The organism is Gemmatimonadota bacterium, assembly GCA_016704275.1.
Taxonomy (GTDB): Bacteria; Gemmatimonadota; Gemmatimonadetes; order Gemmatimonadales; family GWC2-71-9; genus Palsa-1233.
Genome location: JADJAK010000001.1, coordinates 264,285 through 279,721, shown reverse-complemented (window position 1 = coordinate 279,721; position 15,437 = coordinate 264,285). Strand labels below are relative to the sequence as shown.

Genomic DNA, 15,437 nt, shown 5'->3' with positions numbered 1-15,437 from the left:
GGGCCCTCAGCTCTCCTGCGGCAGCAGGGTCCGCGCCTCGACCGCGATCCGCCACCCGGCGTAGAGGTCGAAGGCGGCGTGCACCACGATCGCGAGGAGGAGGGTCCCCGTCACTGCGACGAGCGCATGCATCACCAGCGCCGTGACGAAGATCATCGCCATGCTCTTGCGCCCCTGGACCGCGTGGGCGCCGGCAAAAGCGGCCGCTGCCAGGCCTGCCGCCAGGTAGCCATTCCCGAACATCCACCAGAGCAGCGCGTGGCCCACGCCACGATACGCGACCTCCTCGCTCACCGCCGTCACCCCGATCATCAGCACCGTGGCCCGCCACTCCGGGGGCGTCCGCGGCGCAAACTTGAAGACGGCGAGTTCGCGCCGCTCCGCATCGGTACGGGTGCGCCGCACCACCACCCGGAGCACGAGCAATCCGGCGAGCGCCGCGATCGTCACGAGCACGGCGCGGATCGAGACGCCCTCCCATGCCAGGAAGGGATAGCCGAACTCGCGGCCCGTCAGCCAGGCGAACGCAAGCATGATCAACTGCATCACCACGACCGACTGCCAGACCTGCTGTCGGGTCGGCACCGACTGCCCCGGGCTCTGGCCGGCCATGCGCTGTCCGCTGCGATGCGCCAGCCACGGCAACCCGAAGAGGACGTAGCCGAGGAAGAGGAATCCCAACGGCGACGGCCAATGAAAGGTCACGGCCACATCATCCACAGACCGCCGGTTTTCGGCGAGTAGTGCAGCAGGCGATCGCCGTCGGCGACGATCGTGCCGACGCGAGCCTCCATCGGCAACCGCGGCACCGAGTCCCAGACGTTGCGTGCCGGGTCGAAGGCGTAGCCCGACCACCCGAAAATGAAGAATTGGCCGTTCACCGCAACGGCGTTGCGCAGCCGGCCGACGTAGCCCGGGACCGAGTCGAAGTCACCCGCGTCAGTCGAGCGCCATCTCGAGGTGGCGAGGTCCATGCACTGGATGCCGCGTGACCAATTCCCCGTGGCGTTGTCACCACCCAACACGCAGATGTGCTGCGCATCCCCCGCCGCATCAGGATTGAACCGCGGTTCGGGCACAACGGAGACCGAGTCCCACACACCGCCGAACCCGAGGCGGTAGACCACACCGGCAGCAACCTGCCGGGGCTCCGGCCGGCGGCGCCACCTCGGAGTCCCGATCAGCCAAGTTGCGCCCGCCGCGCTGACGAGCATTGGATTGCGCACGCTGTCCGGGATCGCGCGCCCGACCGACCACCGTCGACGTGCCACCTCGAACGACTGCAGGATGAGGGTCGAGTCGCCCAATGCGGTGCCGCCAAGCAGGTCGACGCCGTGGCCATCGGAGACGGCCGCGACGACTTCGCCCTGCCGCGGTCGGTAGGGCCAGTCATCTTCCGCGGCCCAACGCCCGCTCGGCAAGTGGTAGTGCCAGGTCGATCGGCTCTTGTTGCCGAAGACCACGAGCTCATCGCCGGCCACGGTGAGGCGTTCATCAATGGCGGAAGGTCCCTGCCCCGGCAGCTGCATCCAGACACCGCGCAGGGACCGCATCCAGCGATGCCGATTCGACGGCGCGTTGTTCACTTCGGCGCCGCCCGCCAGCTGCAGCGTGTCCCCGCGTAACCAGCCGTTGGCGCCGCGCAGACGCACCGGCAGCGCCGGCAGGCGCCGCCAGACGTTGCGCTGCGTGTCATAGCCGAGGAGGTCGTCGGAGAAGCGCCGCCCCGCGCCGATGTCGCCGCCGCCGGGGAGGAGCACCCAGCCGCCCCACCGGACGGTGGCCGAGGTCATGTGCGATCTCGTCGTGGGCATCGCGGCGAGTTCGCTCCACCGATCGGTGCGCGGGTCGTAGGCCCACGTGTCGGCCAGATCGACTGGCGTGCGGTCGTGGCTCTGCTGCCCACCGAGGAGGATCAGTCGACCGTCATGCGCCACTGCGGCCGCATCGCCACGAGGAATCGGCATCGCAGTACGGGACCGCCACGCCGTTGCCCGCGGCAACAGCTGCCACACCTCGCCCCGATCGATGACCCGATCGGTTCCCCAGCCACCAGCGTAGTAGAGGGTATCGCCGAGCGCGACCAGCGCCCCGCCGCCGCGCGCCTCGGGAAGCGACGGACCTGGCACCCAGCGTCCGAGTCGTCGATCGAGCCGCCAGACCTCGGCGGTGGGCGGCCCGCCGTGCCGACCGAGAAAGCCGCCGGCAATCCAGATCGTGCTGTCGCCAATCACCGCCGCCTGGACGTGCGACACGGCACTCGGCAGCTCGGGACCAAGGGACCAGTTTCGGCCAACCTGATCGAGGCGATCGACCGTGCGAATGGCCGAGAGGGTGTCGTCGGCACCGACGCCACCGATGAGATAGACCGTGTCGCGCACCACCGCGGTGGCACCTTCGAGCCGGAGGTGCGGCACCTCGTCGACGCGCGCCCACTGGATGGCGGCGGCGGCGCTCGGAGCCGCCGCCTGCTCCGCCGCGACGACCGAGTCGGCGATTCGCTCGCGTTCCTGGGTCGCCTGGGTACGGCACCCGGCGCCGAGGAGGGCGAGCGCCGCGAACGCCCCGCGAACCGCGCGCGGGGCGCTCAGCTGCGTCCGTCCATCAAGGCGTTCAGGCGACGCTGGATCGTCCCCTGCGAGGCCGCGTTGCGTGTGGCCACGAAGATCGTGTCGTCGCCCGCAAGCGTCCCGACCACCTCGGGCCAGCCGAGCAGGTCGAGCGCACTGCCGACGCGCTGCGCCTCGCCGGGCGGCGTGTGGAGCACCAGCAGGGCATCGCCCGCCGGATCGACCGCCAACAGGGATTCCGCCAGCCGCCGTTCATTCGGGTCGGCAATCTCGCGCAGCCGCGACGCGGCCGCTCGCTGGTAGATCCCCTCCACCTTGATCAGGCCGAGCGTCGAGATGTCGCGCGAGACGGAGCTCTGCGTGACCTCCCATCCCTCCTGCGAGAGCGCTTCGGCGAGCTCGTCTTGCGTCCGCATCGGGCGCGTGGCCACCAGCTCGAGAATCTTCAGGTGTCGCTTGCGGCGCTCCAGGCTCATCGTCCCCTCCGCGCCGTCAGCGCTGCGAGTGCGCGTGCAAAGCGGCGACGCTCGGCCACCTGCCACCGCCGCGACGTCCGGAGGCGCTTCCGCAATGCGACAATCGGCAGGTTGCCGATGCCACCGGTGCTCTGCCGCGCCGCAATCAGCGACGCACTGCTGATCGCCGGCATTGCGATCCCTCGCTTGACCTCGGCGGCCACCTCGCGATACGCCTTCCGAAACGTCTGACCCTCGCGCACTCGCCGCATCACTTCATCGGTCGCGAGCACCTCGCCCGAGAGTGCCGCCCGTCCACGATCGGCATTCACCCCGAGTCGAGGGATCGCAGTGGTCAGCATCGCCAGCATCTCGCGCATCCGGTCCAGCCCGCGGAACAGCGGCGCCTTCAGGAATTGGAAGTCGCGATGATACCCGCCCGCCAACCGCCCCTTGAGCGCCAGCACCGTGGCCAAGTCGCCCTCAAGCGATGCCGCACGTGCACGGGTCAACTCGAAGAGATCGGGGTTGCGCTTCTGCGGCATGATCGACGACCCCGTCGACAGCTCCGTCGGCAGCGTCAGCCAGCCGAACTCGTCGGCCGAGAAGAGGATCACGTCGGCCGACAGCTTCGCCAGGTGATGCGCCGCCTCGCCACACCAGAAGAGCGCCGCTGCCTCGAGCATCCCGCGGCTGCCCTGGACCGAGGTGACCACCTGATCGATGCCGCCGAAGCCGAGCGCCTTGGCGGAGGCTTCGCGCACCAATGGCAGGGGCACACCATAGCCTGCGGCGCTGCCGAGCGGGGAGCGATCGAGGCGTTGCCAGAAGCCGTGCACCGCGTCTGCGGCGTCGAGAAGTCCCTCGGCATACGCGGCGGCCCAGAGTCCGGCCGACGACGGCATCGCGATCCGCTGGTGCGTGTAGCCCGGCCACAGCACGCGCCGGTGCGTCGTCGCGAAGGCGAGGAGCGCTTCCGCGAGATCGGTCATCTGCCCGTGGAGCGCCAGCACCTCGTCCTTCAGGAAGAGGCGCAGGTCGGTGGCGACCTGATCGTTGCGCGAGCGGCCGGTGTGGAGCCGCTCACCGATATCGCCGAAGCGCTTGGTGAGCCAGAGCTCCACCGCGCTGTGGCCATCCTCATGCTCGGGCCCGATCTGCAGTTCACCCGCATCGATGGCCCGGAGCGCGGCGAGCAAGGCCCGGCGCATCGTGGCATACTCGCGCGGGGAGATGACCTTCCCGGCCTTGAGCGAGGCCGCATGGCCGAGCGAGCCGAGGACATCCCAGCGCAGCAACCGGGCGTCGACCGTGCGATCGTCGGCGACCGTGTAGGCCAGCATCTGGGCATCGGGGGCAGCGCCTGGTGACCAGAGCGTTTCACTGCGACTCATGCCAGGTACTCCTCGATCACCCGGGCGTAGAAGGCCCGCGCGGCGATCACTTCGGAGAGGTTGACCGATTCATCCGGGGTGTGCGAGCGGCGCGACGTGCCTGGACCGACCTTGATGGCATCGAGATGCCGCAGGAAGCACCAGTCGGAGCAGGTCGGCGACCCATAGGACGTCGACTCGGGGCGGGCGCGCCGCGCTGCCGCCAGGAGGGCGGACCCCGCCGGCGTCTCGCACGGCACCAGCCGCGTCGAAGTGACCACCACTTCGCAGTCGAGCTGCTCCCGAAGGAGAACCGCGAGCTCGTCGTGTGTCCAGTCCGGCGTGGAGCGGATATCGAGGACCGCGCGCGCGGTGGGGGGCGTGACGTTCCGTGAGACGCCAGCCTCGAGCATCGTCGGCGTCACGGTGGTGACGCCGAGCACGGGATGCACCCTCGCGCTGGCGATGCCGTCGAGCCGCGCCAGATTGCGGGCCAGCACCGTGATGGCATTGGTGAATCCCTCGGTGGCCGCGTACCCGGCGTGGCGCTGGTCGCCGTGTGCCACCAGATCCACCATCATCAGCCCGCGCTGCGCCACCGAGAACTCGAGGTTGGTCGGCTCGCCCACGAGCGCAGCATCGAGCCGCCCGGCGCGCTCGACCGCCATCGGCATCGTCGCGTTGCGGGTCTCCTCGCCGTACGAGAAGATCCCGAGGGCGCGGCCGCGCAGCGCACGCCCCGAGGCCGCCACATCGCCGAGGGCATGCAGCATCGACACGACCGATGCCTTGGCATCGCCCGAGCCACGACCGTAGAGGAGGTCGCCCTCGATCACCGGCGTGAACGGATCGCGGCTCCATCCCTCGCCCGGCGGGACGACGTCGAGATGCGAGGCCAGCGCGAGCGTCGGCCCGGCAGATTCGTCGCCGACGCTGACGCGGACGGAGGTGTCGTCGCGCACCACGTCGAGGCCGAGGCCTCGGGCCACATGCTCCACATACTCCGCGGCCGGCAGCTCATTCCCGCTGATCGAGGGAATGGCCACCAGCTCGCGGAGCGTGGTGACTTCAGTCGGCCAGGTCGACGCCAAGATAGGTAGCCTTCTCCTTTCGACCCACGATCATGGTGCCGCAGCCCGAGCCGGTGAACGCCTCGAGCAGGAGGGCATCCGGTGCACGCCCATCGATGATGTGCGTCCGCTCGACGCCCCCGGTCGCCGCGCGAATGCACGCCTCGACCTTCGGGCGCATCCCGCCGGCGAGCGCGCCGCTCGCCATCAACTCGGCGAGATCATCCGGGTCGGCGAAGGTGACCAGCGTCGACGGATCGTTCCGGTCGCGCAGCACGCCGGGCGCGCCGGTCATGAAGATCAGCTTCTGTGCCTTGAGCGCGATCGCCAGCGACTCCGCCACCGTGTCGGCGTTGACGTTGTAGACATTGCCCTCGGCGTCACCCGCCAGCGACGACACCACGGGCACAAAGCGCGCGTTCATCAGCGTCTCGAGCACCCGCGGGTCGACCTTGTCGATGTCGCCGACATGGCCGTAGTCCACCGTCCGCTCGACGCCGGCGTCGTCCACCACCCGCAGCGGCAGCCGACGATGCGCGGTGATCAGGTCGGCATCAACGCCGGAGAGGCCGGTCGCCTGGACCCCATGGCGCCGCAACGCCGCCACCAGATCGGTGTTCAGCAGGCCGCGGTAGACCATCTTGGTCACCTCGAGCGCGCCATCGTCGGTCACGCGCCGCCCGGCGACCATCTCGGGTTCCTGGCCGAGCCGGCGCGCCAGGGCACTCGCCTGCGTGCCGCCGCCGTGCACCACGACCAGACGAATCGAAAGCGAGGACAAGAGCGCCAGCTGCCCCGCCACGGTGTCGAGGTTGTGCTTGTCCGACAGCACATCCCCGCCAAGCTTCACGACGAAGACGTGATCGCGGTAGGCGCGGACATAGCGCAGGGCGCCCTTGAGGCCGACGATGCCCTGGGATGGATCAATGGTCATGCGCAGGAGCTCCACTTAGTGGTCAAGATCTGAATTCGATGATCGATGGTCGATGATCGATCATCGATCATCGTGCTGTCCCGATAACTTCGAGGAGAAGCGCCCGCTGCGCATGCAGCCGGTTCTCCGCCTGGTCGATCACGGCGCTGTTCGGCCCGTCGAGGACGTCGCCGTCCATCTCGACGTTGCGGCGCACCGGCAGGCAGTGCATCGCGATTCCCTTCCCGGCCGCGGTCGCGCGCATCCGCGCCTGGGTGAGGCGCCAATCGCGCTTCCCTTCGCGGCCGGCACGCTCCGCCTCGGGATTCCCGAAGTGGGCCAGCGAGCCCCACGACTTGGGGTAGACCACGTGCGCCCCCTCGATCGCGCCGTCGAGTTCCTCCGTGAGCTTCAGCGAGCCGCCGCGCTTCCCGGCCAGCGTCTCGATCGCCACGTAATCGTCGGGGTCGAGGTCGTAGCCGGCAGGGCGCACGATCGTCACCTCCATGCCGAGGTGCGCGGCCGCGATCGCCGCGCTGGCGGGCACCGCGGTCGGCAGCGCCTTGGGGTGCCATGCCCACATCAGCACGAAGCGCTTGCCGACCGTCTCGCCGAGATGCTCGCGCATCGTCATGGCGTCGGCGAGCCCCTGGCAGGGATGGCGTCGCGCCGACTCGAGGTTGATCACCGGCTTCTCCGCAAAGCGGGCGAAGTTGCGGATCGTCGGGTCGAGCCGTTCCGTGGCCCAGTCATTCCCTTTCGGAAAGGACCGCACCGCCAGCGCATCGGCATACCGCGACAACACCCGCGCCGCCTCGATGATGTGCTCGACCGTCGTGCCGTCCATCACCACGTCGAGTTCGGTCTCCAACGCCCAGCTTCCCTTCCCCGGCTCCAGTGCGAGCGCATGGCCGCCATGCAGGAACATCGCCGTCTCCATGGAGGAGCGCGTCCGGAGCGACGGGTCCATGAAGACCATCGCGAGCACCTTGCGGGTCAGCCCGTCGGTGATCTCGCCGCGCTTGCAGCGACCCGCCAGGTCGAGCAGCGCGTCGATCGCCTCGGGTTCCCACTCTTCCATCGCAAGGAAGTCGCGTCCGCTCACGCCAGCACCTCGCGGAGCCCAGCCAGCAGCAGGGCGGCCTCATCACTGCTGAAGGAGAGCGGTGGCAAGAGCCGCAGCGTCTTCGGATCGGTGGACGTTCCCGTGAGGATCCGCTTGGCCCAGAGCGCCCGCTGCACATCGGCCGCCGGGATGTCGAGCTCGAGACCCAGCAGGAAGCCGCGCCCGTGCACGGTCAGCACATGCGGCAGCGACTCGGCCACGCTCCGGATCTGCGCGCTCACCCGGCGCACATTCTCGAGCAGCCCCTCGCGCTCGATCACCGCGATGTTGGCCAGTGCCGCGGCGCACGGCACCGGCCCCCCGCCGAACGTCGACCCGAGGTCGCCGATGGCGATGTCGTCGACCAGCGACGGGTGCGCCACGACTGCCCCAATGGGGAGGCCCGCGGCCAGACCCTTGGCAAGCGAGAGCGCGTCGGGCATCACGCCGAAGCTCTCGGCTGCCGTGAACGTTCCCAGCCGCCCGGTGCCGCACTGCACCTCATCGAAGAGCAGCTTCGCGCCAAACTTGTCGCACAGGGCCCGGGCTCCCTCGAGGAACTCGACCGTCGCGGTCCGCGCGCCGCTGAATCCCTGCACCGGTTCGAGCAGCACGGCGGCCACCGTCTCGTCCATCGCCGCCGTCAGCGCCGCGAGATCGTTGAACGGCACCTTCCGCGAGAGCGGCACGCCGGCCCGGCGCGCCCCCGCCTCGTACCGCGCGCCATCGGTGCAGGCGAGCGTCGCCGCCGTCCGCCCATGCCATCCACCGAGCATGGTGACGATCGTCGTGCGGCCCGTCTTGCGTCGTGCCATCCCGAGCAGGTTCTCGTTCGCCTCGGCGCCCGAGTTGCAGAAGAACACCTTGCCGAGTCCGCCGGGGGCGAGTCGCGCGAGGATCTCGGCGAGGTGCTCACGGCCGGCGTGCGGCACGGCGGTCGAATAGAAGATCAGCCGCGCCGCCTGATCGGCAATCGCGGCGACCACGTCGGGGTGCGAGTGACCGCAGGTGGCCACGGCATGGCCGCCATAGGCATCGAGCCATTCCTCGCCCTGTTCGTCGACCAGCCAGGAACCATGGCCGGAGACGGCACGCAGCGGGAAGGTGGCGTACACCGGCAGCAGCGCCGGCCCATCGTCGCGATTCAGCATGGAAAGGGTCCCGGGGCCAGCAGGCCGGCCCGTTCATCAAGCCCGAGGGCAAGGTTCATCGCCTGGATCGCCTGGCCACCGGCGCCCTTGATCAGATTGTCGATCGCGCACTCCACCTGCACCTCCCGCCCGTCGGGAGACACGACCGCGTGCAGCAACGCGAGGTTGGTGCCCACCGCATGGGTGAGTTCGGGCGGGGCATCGCCCACCCGCACAAACGGGCGGCCCGCGTATCGTGTGCGGACGTGGCTCGTGATATCCGTCGGGACGTGTAGGGGCGCGGCCTGCCGCGCCCGTGCCGGACCCGCCGCGGTCCCCGCCGCGCCCACGTCGATCGTCGCATGCAGCGTCGCATAAATCCCCCGCACGAACGGCCCCGAGTGCGGCACCAGCCGAGCATGCGCTGCCGCGTCGCCGCGCCAGCCACGCCACTGCTCGAGGATCTCCCCCTCGTGCCGGTGCGACATCGCGCCATACGCGAAGAGGTTGTGCGCACGGGTCGGATGATGGGCAGTGGCCTTGAGCGACTGCCCGCCACCACTCGACCCGGTCACGGCGAAGATCACCGGCGGCGCGGCCAATGGCAGGTCCGCGATGGCATACAGCGCCAACTGCGCCGCCGTCGCGAAACAACCGGGCGCCGCGATCGCGCGGGCACCACGCAGCGATGTCCCCAGCACGTCGGCGAGGCCGTAGCGAAAGTGGTGGACCAGCGCCGGCGCTGCGTGTGCACCGTAGTGCCGCGCGTGCAGCGACCCATCCTGAATCCGGAAATCGGCGGCGAGGTCGACGATCAATCCCGGCCCCGCATCGATGATCTCGCCCATGAACTTGGTCGAGTCGCCGTGCTCCAGCGCCAGAAAGACCACGTCCTTGCCGCGCGCGACCTCGCCCGGCGCGTGCGCCGCGAAGCGCGCGTCGGTCAGCAGCGCCAACGCCGGATGCAGATCGGCGATCGGCTTGCCGGCCTGCGACCGTGACGTGGCGACGACCTCGGTGATGTCGGGGTGCTGCAGCACCAGCCGCAGCAGTTCCCCGCCGACATATCCGGCAGCACCGAGCACGGCCACCTTCACGCGCGGACTCCGTTCGCGGCGTGCCACTGCTCCAACGCGACGCGCACGGCGGCCACCAGTCCCTCGGGATCGCGGCGTGAATTGAACGCCGGCAAGCCGAGCGACGCGGTGATGTAGTCGCGGCCGACGGCGTTGTCGGTCGCCGGACCGGTGATGGCGGTGATCGGCAGGTTGAACTCGTCGCGCATGATCTCGCGCGCGCCCCAGCAGCCGACCGGATCGGGCGCGGCCATCACGTAGGCGGCGCCGAGCGCCATCAAGTCCTTGGCGCGCAGGATGTCCTGCACGCCGTACTCGCCGAGGATGCCGTCGCCCAATTCGGCGACGATCACGTCGGGCCGCGGCCCGCGCGGATCGGCCAGGCGGTTGAAGATCCCTCGCGCGATCGGCACCGTCATCCCGGCGTGTGTGCTCGCCGCGCCGGCATCGTTGAACGTCAGCGCCGCCACGGCGCCCGCGTCCTGCATCGAGAGGGCATCGCGCATCAGCGACACGCCGGTGAGCTTGGTCGCGGCGACCCGCAGCCCGCCACGCGCCAGGCCGCGCACCAGCTCGGTCGCGGCCACCGTCTTCCCCGCGTTCATGCAGGTGCCCGCGATGAAGACCACCGGGATGTCGCAGGAGAGCGTCTCGGCGGGTGGCACCGCGCGGTCACGGATGTGCGCCGGACGACCGATCCGGTCGCCCAGCTCGGGGAATGACAGGACCGCGCCAAGCACCTCGGCCATGAACGGCGGGCCGATATCCGGATTCGCCGAGGTGCAGCGCCCCAGGATGCCGCCGAGATTGAGCACCTCGATCGTGTCGCCCACCGCGATCGTCTTGGGCACTTCGCCCGCGTAGCCACGCAGCGCACGCCGCACGCCGAGCGTGCCGGCGAGGACGTCACCGGAGCGGAGCGACACCATCCGGCCGCCGAGATCCTCGACCGTGTTGTAGCTGCTCTTGTCGGTGAGGATGCGCACCGCGAGCACGTAGCCCTCGGCCGCGACAATCTCGTCGCCCAGGATCACTTCAGTCGTCAACGCCGCATTGCGCGTCGACGAGGCAATCCGGTCGAGCCGGACCCGTGTGGTCACCACCATCTCACTCCTCTCCGCGGGCACGTGCATCGGCCCGCATGGCCAGCAACTCGGGAATGGCACCGACGCGGGCAAAGGCCTTGGCCTCGTCGCCGGTCCACAGGACGTTTTCTTCGCCGTAGGTCGCCACGGCACGGTCCATCATCGACCACGGCGAGCGCGCGCCGGTGACGAGGAAGCGTCCCGGCGAGAGCCGGACGCGGGTCTCGCCGGTCACCTTCTGCTGCGACGACTCGACCATCGCCTCGATGTCGCGGAGGGCGGGATCGAAGTAGTGGCCTTCGTGCAGGCGGTCGCCGTAGAACTTGCCGAGCTGATCCTTCCAGAACGACTGCCACTTGGTCAGCACCAGCTTCTCGAGCTCGCGGTGCGCGTTGATGAGGATCAGCGCGCTGCCGGCCTCGAAGCCGATCCGCCCCTTGATGCCAAGGGCGGTCTCGCCAACGTGAATGCCATGGCCAATGCCGTAGCTCGCGGCAAGCTCGCTCAGCATGTCGACCAGGACGTGCCCGGGTCCCGATTTGCCGTCGACCAGCACCGGCACACCGTTCACCCAGGAGATGACGATGTCGCGCGGCGCCGGCGCATCGGCCGGCGGGGCGAGCAGCTCCTCCGGCGGCGAGGCCCAAGTGTCATGCGTCCAGCCGCCGCCCCAGGTGGTGCCCCAGAGGCCGCGATTGATCGAGAAGGCGCCCGACTTGGGCGGCACGGGCAAGCCGCGCGCCTCGAGGTAGGCGATCGATGCCTCGCGCGAGAGATTCTCCTCGCGGATCGGCGTGACGATCTCGAGCTCGGGCGCGAGCACGCGGAGCGCGATGTCGAAGCGGATCTGGTCGTTGCCGGCGCCGGTCGAGCCGTGCGCCACCGCGACCGCCCCGATCTCCCGCGCCACGGCCACGACCGAGATCGCCTGCTGGGTGCGCTCGGCCGCCACGGAGAGCGGATACACCTCGCCGCGGAGGACATTGGCCTGGATCAGGAAGCGGACGAAGCGGTTGAACACCAGGTCACGGGCGTCCACCTCGTGGTGGTCCACCGCACCCACCGCCATCGCCTGCGCGCGGATCGCCGCGCACTGCTCGGGGGTGGTGCCGCCGGTGTTGACGAAGACCGTATGGACTGAGAACCCCCGCTCTGTCAGCCGGGGGACGCAGTAGGATGTATCGAGGCCGCCGGAGAAGGCGAGCGCCAGGGTCGGTTTCTGCATAGTGCATAAGTATGCAGCCACGGCCCGGCGCCCGCAAGGGGCGCAGCTACTTCTTCGCGATCACCAGCCAGGCCGTCGCCGTCGAGGTGGCCCCCGCCCCGGACACCGTCACCCGGAGGCGGTAGCTCCCGGGCTCGAGATTCTCGAGGCCGATTGACCGCGCCACCTCGACGCGGTCGGCGTCGGCGCTGGCGGAGAAGCTCAGCGACAGCTTCGGCTTGGTCTCTTTCTCCGAGGAGGGGAGGAACTCGAGCTTGGTCGCGTAGCTCTGCCCGACCTTCAATCCGCTGAGCTGATAGTAGAGCTCGGCCGTCGCCCCCTTGGCGTAGGCGTTGAGCGGGTTCATCGCCACGCGCGTGCTGCCGGAATTCCACGTCACCCCACTCCCCTCGCGGCCCAACACCACGTCGCTCACTCGGAGCCCCGTGTTGGTCGGTGCCTCGACGGCCGCAAGCCGCGCCAACGCCCCCTTCCCGCCATCCTGCGTCAGCACCAGCGTCGTGGTGTACCGCCCGGCGGGCACCTTCATCTCGGCAACGCCCGTCAGGTACTGCCCTTCCTTGAGTGGCGTGGCGGCCGCGAACTGACGCAACGAGTCGAGCTCGTAGCGCGCACCCGTCGCCTGATCGATCGAGAGGAGGCGCACCCGCACCGGGTAAATCGCGCGGCCGCCCGCCTCCGGCGGTGTCGTGTAGGTGAGCTTCTCACCCGGGAGCGCGAAGGCCACGACCAACCGCGGCGAGCCGCCCGACGCGCGATCGAGCCCGTAGATCTGGGCGATCGGGTCGAGCGGTGCCTCGAAGGTGCGCGGAAAGGCGTCACTGGTCACCGCACGCTTGATCTGCGCGATGCCGGCATTGCGCTGGTTGCGAATCTGGTCCGGCGAGGCGCGAACTTCGGACGCACCGATCCGGCGCGGGGAGCCGTCCGTGTTGCTACCACGGCCGGCGCTGACGGCGTTGCCCTGCAGCCCATCGCACATCCCCATCCCGCCACCGCAGAGCTGGTTGATCGCTTCCGGGAGGCCTCCGGCGGGCGTCGGAACGAGCACGCTCGCGCCGGTGCTGCCATCGAAGTCCGCCTCCGCAAAGAAGAGCACCAGCGCCGGCTCGCCCGAGCGTCGGTAGAGCCACGCTTCCCCGGCGGTGCCCCCCACGGTCACCGTCTTGAGGTCCGGCTTGCCGTGCCGGATCCAGACGATGCCGCGGTCATCGATCAGGTCCTGCGTGACGCTGAAGACGCGGAACGGCACCTTGACGCCGACCAGGGCGGAGTAGTTGTTGTCCGACGCCAGATCGGCTTCGGCATCGACCTGCTCGGCGGTGGGCGTGGGGGCGTCGCTGCTCACCACCGTGGTGGTCGGAATCCAATCCACATCCGTCGCCACGGCGACGCTCCGCGTCTTCTGCCGGCCAACTTGCGGGATGGTGATCTTGAAATTCTTGGAGGCGTAGTCCATGCGCACGTAGTGCTCGATCAACCGCTCACCCTCGGCGCGCCCTTCGCGGACATCGCGCCCGCCCCAGAAGTTCTCGAGCCATGCCTTGCGCTGCGGCGCGGCCGCCGAGTCCCACGACGCCATCTCCTGGGGCGTGGCGACCCAGCTCAGCTCTTCCCGGTAACGACGCTTCGACTCCGGTGTCGTGGTGCGTTCGGCGCCGGCGAAGAGCAGCCCGCGCCCCTCGACCGGACGCCCCGCCTTGTGCAGCGCGCGCGCCATCTCCAGCATCGCGACGCCGCTGTCGGCGCCAGCGGCCATCGCCTCGCCGAGCAGGACGGTCGCGGTGTCGGCGTTGCCGGCCTCGCGTTCCAGCTGGCCGAGCGCCAGGCGTGAGGCCGGCGTCATCGTCAGCGAGCCACGCAACCGCTTGAGGATCGCCAACCGCTCGGCGACGCGCGACACCCCTTCGCGCGGCATCGGCGCGCGAGCGAGGGCCTCGCCGGCACCGAGCAGGGTGGGTTCGAGTTCGAGGGCGCGCACCAACGCCGCCGTGCCACCGGCCACCCAACTCACGCCAGCGCCCTGCCGCGGACCTTCGCGAGCCAACACCTTGAAGCGCGCCAACTCAAAGCGCGCCACGCCCAGTCCGTACCACGCCACCGCCCACTCGGGCTTCTCTTCGACGGTGCGCCGGAGCAGCGCCTCCGCGCGATTGGCATCATCGGACTGGCCGGCCAACTCCGCCCGGCGCGTCAGCAGCAATCCCTCGCACATCCGCGCGAAGGACCCCGGCGTCACGCTGCAGCGAGAGAGGTCGGGGAGGTCCTTGGCGGCATCGGCTTGCGCCATCGCGGCGAACAGCGAATCGATCAGCGGGCGGTCCTTCGCCTCCTGCGCGCGCAGCGGAGAGGCAACCAGCAGGAGCGCGCAGGCGACACGACCGAACGGAAAGTGACGGATGGGAGCCTCGACGGAACGATGGACGATCAGCGGAAACGCGACACGACGGCAACGTACCGAAAGGTACGTCACCGTCGTGCTCCAGGTTGCAATCAGCTCACGGCTCCGCTGGCTTCGCCGTATCGGTCGTGGTCAGCGCGCGAATGGCGCCAATGGTTCGCTGGCGAAGCTTTTCACGCTGCTCGATCGCCCCCGAGTTCCCGCAGAAGGTGCGATCAAAGTCGCACACCACGAAGAACGCGCTGGACGGTGGCGACGCGACGAGCATCGTGTTCCCCGACGACCCGTCAAAGAGTGCCTCGGTAAAGAAGACCGCCACGGTCTTCCCCTCGCGGGCGTAGACCCACCCCTCGACGCGCGAGTCGGAGGTGTACCGGCGCGCGACCGGCTCGCCCTGCCGAACGAAGATGACGCCGCGGTCATCCAGTTCTCCCTGACCCGGGAGGTAGTCGCGCAGCGGAGAGCCGATGCCGACCTCGCGCTCATACATGTCGGAGGGGGCAGTCGATGCCGTCCGGATGATCGGTGACCGACCACGCTTCGGCCGGATGCGATACTCCGCCAGCGCCACATCGAGCCGGCGGACATGCTCGGCGAGGCGGCCGCCCGTCGCGAGGCCATCCCGAACGTCACGCTCGTTCCAGAAGGCCAGGAGCTGGGCCGGACGGTCCGTCGTGGCGGTCGCATCCCAGACCGTCAGTTCCTTCGGCGTGGCGATCCAGGCGATGTCGCGACGGAAGCGGGCCCAGTCATCGGGGCTGTCGGCGCGCACCGCGGCGGCGTGGTACGCGGCGAGCGCCTCGCTGGGGTGGCCAGCACGGGCCAGCTCGCGCGCCCTCGAAAAGAGCACCGCACTGCTGTCCGCGGCTGCGGCGGAGGTGGTCGGCTTCGGATGGGACAGGTGGACTACGGTCGTTGGGACCGCGAACGCGATCCCCAGAAGGGCTGGCAGCAACAGCATCGACTCGGCTCCGGAAGGGGACACCCTCACCGGGGCAAAGGAAAGGCCGCTCGACGATGAGCGGCCAAATCAT

At 69.7% G+C, this 15,437-nt stretch carries 13 protein-coding genes; all 13 read right to left on the bottom strand.

The annotated features are described in order from the left end of the window. Window positions 1–6 precede the first annotated feature (6 nt). A complete protein-coding gene (locus tag IPG05_01315) occupies window positions 7–705 on the bottom strand; it encodes a CPBP family intramembrane metalloprotease (GenBank protein MBK6493740.1) in 699 nt (232 codons plus the stop codon). Further along, a complete protein-coding gene (locus IPG05_01310; GenBank protein MBK6493739.1) occupies window positions 702–2,417 on the bottom strand; it encodes a hypothetical protein in 1,716 nt (571 codons plus the stop codon). Before IPG05_01310 ends, IPG05_01315 begins: the two co-directional genes overlap by 4 nt. Before the next feature lie 170 nt (window positions 2,418–2,587). Beyond that, complete coding sequence (locus tag IPG05_01305; GenBank protein ID MBK6493738.1) at window positions 2,588–3,046, bottom strand: arginine repressor; 459 nt, start codon at window positions 3,044–3,046, stop codon at window positions 2,588–2,590. Beyond that, window positions 3,043–4,419 (bottom strand): argininosuccinate lyase, encoded by a 1,377-nt coding sequence (argH, locus tag IPG05_01300; GenBank protein MBK6493737.1) that lies wholly within the window; start codon window positions 4,417–4,419, stop codon window positions 3,043–3,045. The genes IPG05_01305 and argH overlap by 4 nt, the downstream gene beginning before the upstream one ends. Then, window positions 4,416–5,489, bottom strand: coding sequence for a M20/M25/M40 family metallo-hydrolase (locus tag IPG05_01295; protein ID MBK6493736.1), 1,074 nt, complete (start codon window positions 5,487–5,489; stop codon window positions 4,416–4,418). The genes argH and IPG05_01295 overlap by 4 nt, the downstream gene beginning before the upstream one ends. Beyond that, a complete protein-coding gene (gene argB / locus IPG05_01290; protein MBK6493735.1) occupies window positions 5,467–6,402 on the bottom strand; it encodes an acetylglutamate kinase in 936 nt (311 codons plus the stop codon). Before argB ends, IPG05_01295 begins: the two co-directional genes overlap by 23 nt. A gap of 67 nt (window positions 6,403–6,469) precedes the next feature. Next, complete coding sequence (locus tag IPG05_01285; GenBank protein MBK6493734.1) at window positions 6,470–7,486, bottom strand: N-acetylornithine carbamoyltransferase; 1,017 nt, start codon at window positions 7,484–7,486, stop codon at window positions 6,470–6,472. Then, entirely contained in the window at window positions 7,483–8,637 is a 1,155-nt protein-coding gene (locus IPG05_01280) for an aminotransferase class III-fold pyridoxal phosphate-dependent enzyme (GenBank protein ID MBK6493733.1), read from the bottom strand. The genes IPG05_01285 and IPG05_01280 overlap by 4 nt, the downstream gene beginning before the upstream one ends. Beyond that, window positions 8,631–9,713, bottom strand: a complete 1,083-nt coding sequence (argC, locus tag IPG05_01275; protein MBK6493732.1) for an N-acetyl-gamma-glutamyl-phosphate reductase — start codon at window positions 9,711–9,713, stop codon at window positions 8,631–8,633. Before argC ends, IPG05_01280 begins: the two co-directional genes overlap by 7 nt. Next, window positions 9,710–10,798 carry a hypothetical protein gene (locus tag IPG05_01270; GenBank protein ID MBK6493731.1) on the bottom strand — a complete coding sequence of 363 codons (1,089 nt, stop codon included), beginning with the start codon at window positions 10,796–10,798 and terminating at the stop codon, window positions 9,710–9,712. The genes argC and IPG05_01270 overlap by 4 nt, the downstream gene beginning before the upstream one ends. Window position 10,799: 1 nt before the next feature. Continuing rightward, a complete protein-coding gene (locus IPG05_01265; GenBank protein MBK6493730.1) occupies window positions 10,800–12,002 on the bottom strand; it encodes an argininosuccinate synthase in 1,203 nt (400 codons plus the stop codon). A gap of 46 nt (window positions 12,003–12,048) precedes the next feature. After that, the gene (locus IPG05_01260) at window positions 12,049–14,475 is read right to left on the bottom strand and encodes a GWxTD domain-containing protein (protein MBK6493729.1); all 2,427 of its coding nucleotides are present in this window, start codon (window positions 14,473–14,475) and stop codon (window positions 12,049–12,051) included. A gap of 25 nt (window positions 14,476–14,500) precedes the next feature. Beyond that, entirely contained in the window at window positions 14,501–15,364 is an 864-nt protein-coding gene (locus IPG05_01255) for a hypothetical protein (GenBank protein ID MBK6493728.1), read from the bottom strand. Window positions 15,365–15,437 lie beyond the last annotated feature (73 nt).

What these genes read in the sequence shown, in the direction of transcription:
- argH (MBK6493737.1), bottom strand. Translation starts at nt 4,419, where the DNA reads ATGAGTCGCAGTGAAACGCTCTGGTCACCAGGCGCTGCCCCCGATGCC.
- argB (MBK6493735.1), bottom strand. Translation starts at nt 6,402, where the DNA reads ATGACCATTGATCCATCCCAGGGCATCGTCGGCCTCAAGGGCGCCCTG.
- IPG05_01280 (MBK6493733.1), bottom strand. Translation starts at nt 8,637, where the DNA reads ATGCTGAATCGCGACGATGGGCCGGCGCTGCTGCCGGTGTACGCCACC.
- IPG05_01255 (MBK6493728.1), bottom strand. Translation starts at nt 15,364, where the DNA reads ATGCTGTTGCTGCCAGCCCTTCTGGGGATCGCGTTCGCGGTCCCAACG.
- IPG05_01305 (MBK6493738.1), bottom strand. Translation starts at nt 3,046, where the DNA reads ATGAGCCTGGAGCGCCGCAAGCGACACCTGAAGATTCTCGAGCTGGTG.
- IPG05_01270 (MBK6493731.1), bottom strand. Translation starts at nt 10,798, where the DNA reads ATGGTGGTGACCACACGGGTCCGGCTCGACCGGATTGCCTCGTCGACG.
- IPG05_01265 (MBK6493730.1), bottom strand. Translation starts at nt 12,002, where the DNA reads ATGCAGAAACCGACCCTGGCGCTCGCCTTCTCCGGCGGCCTCGATACA.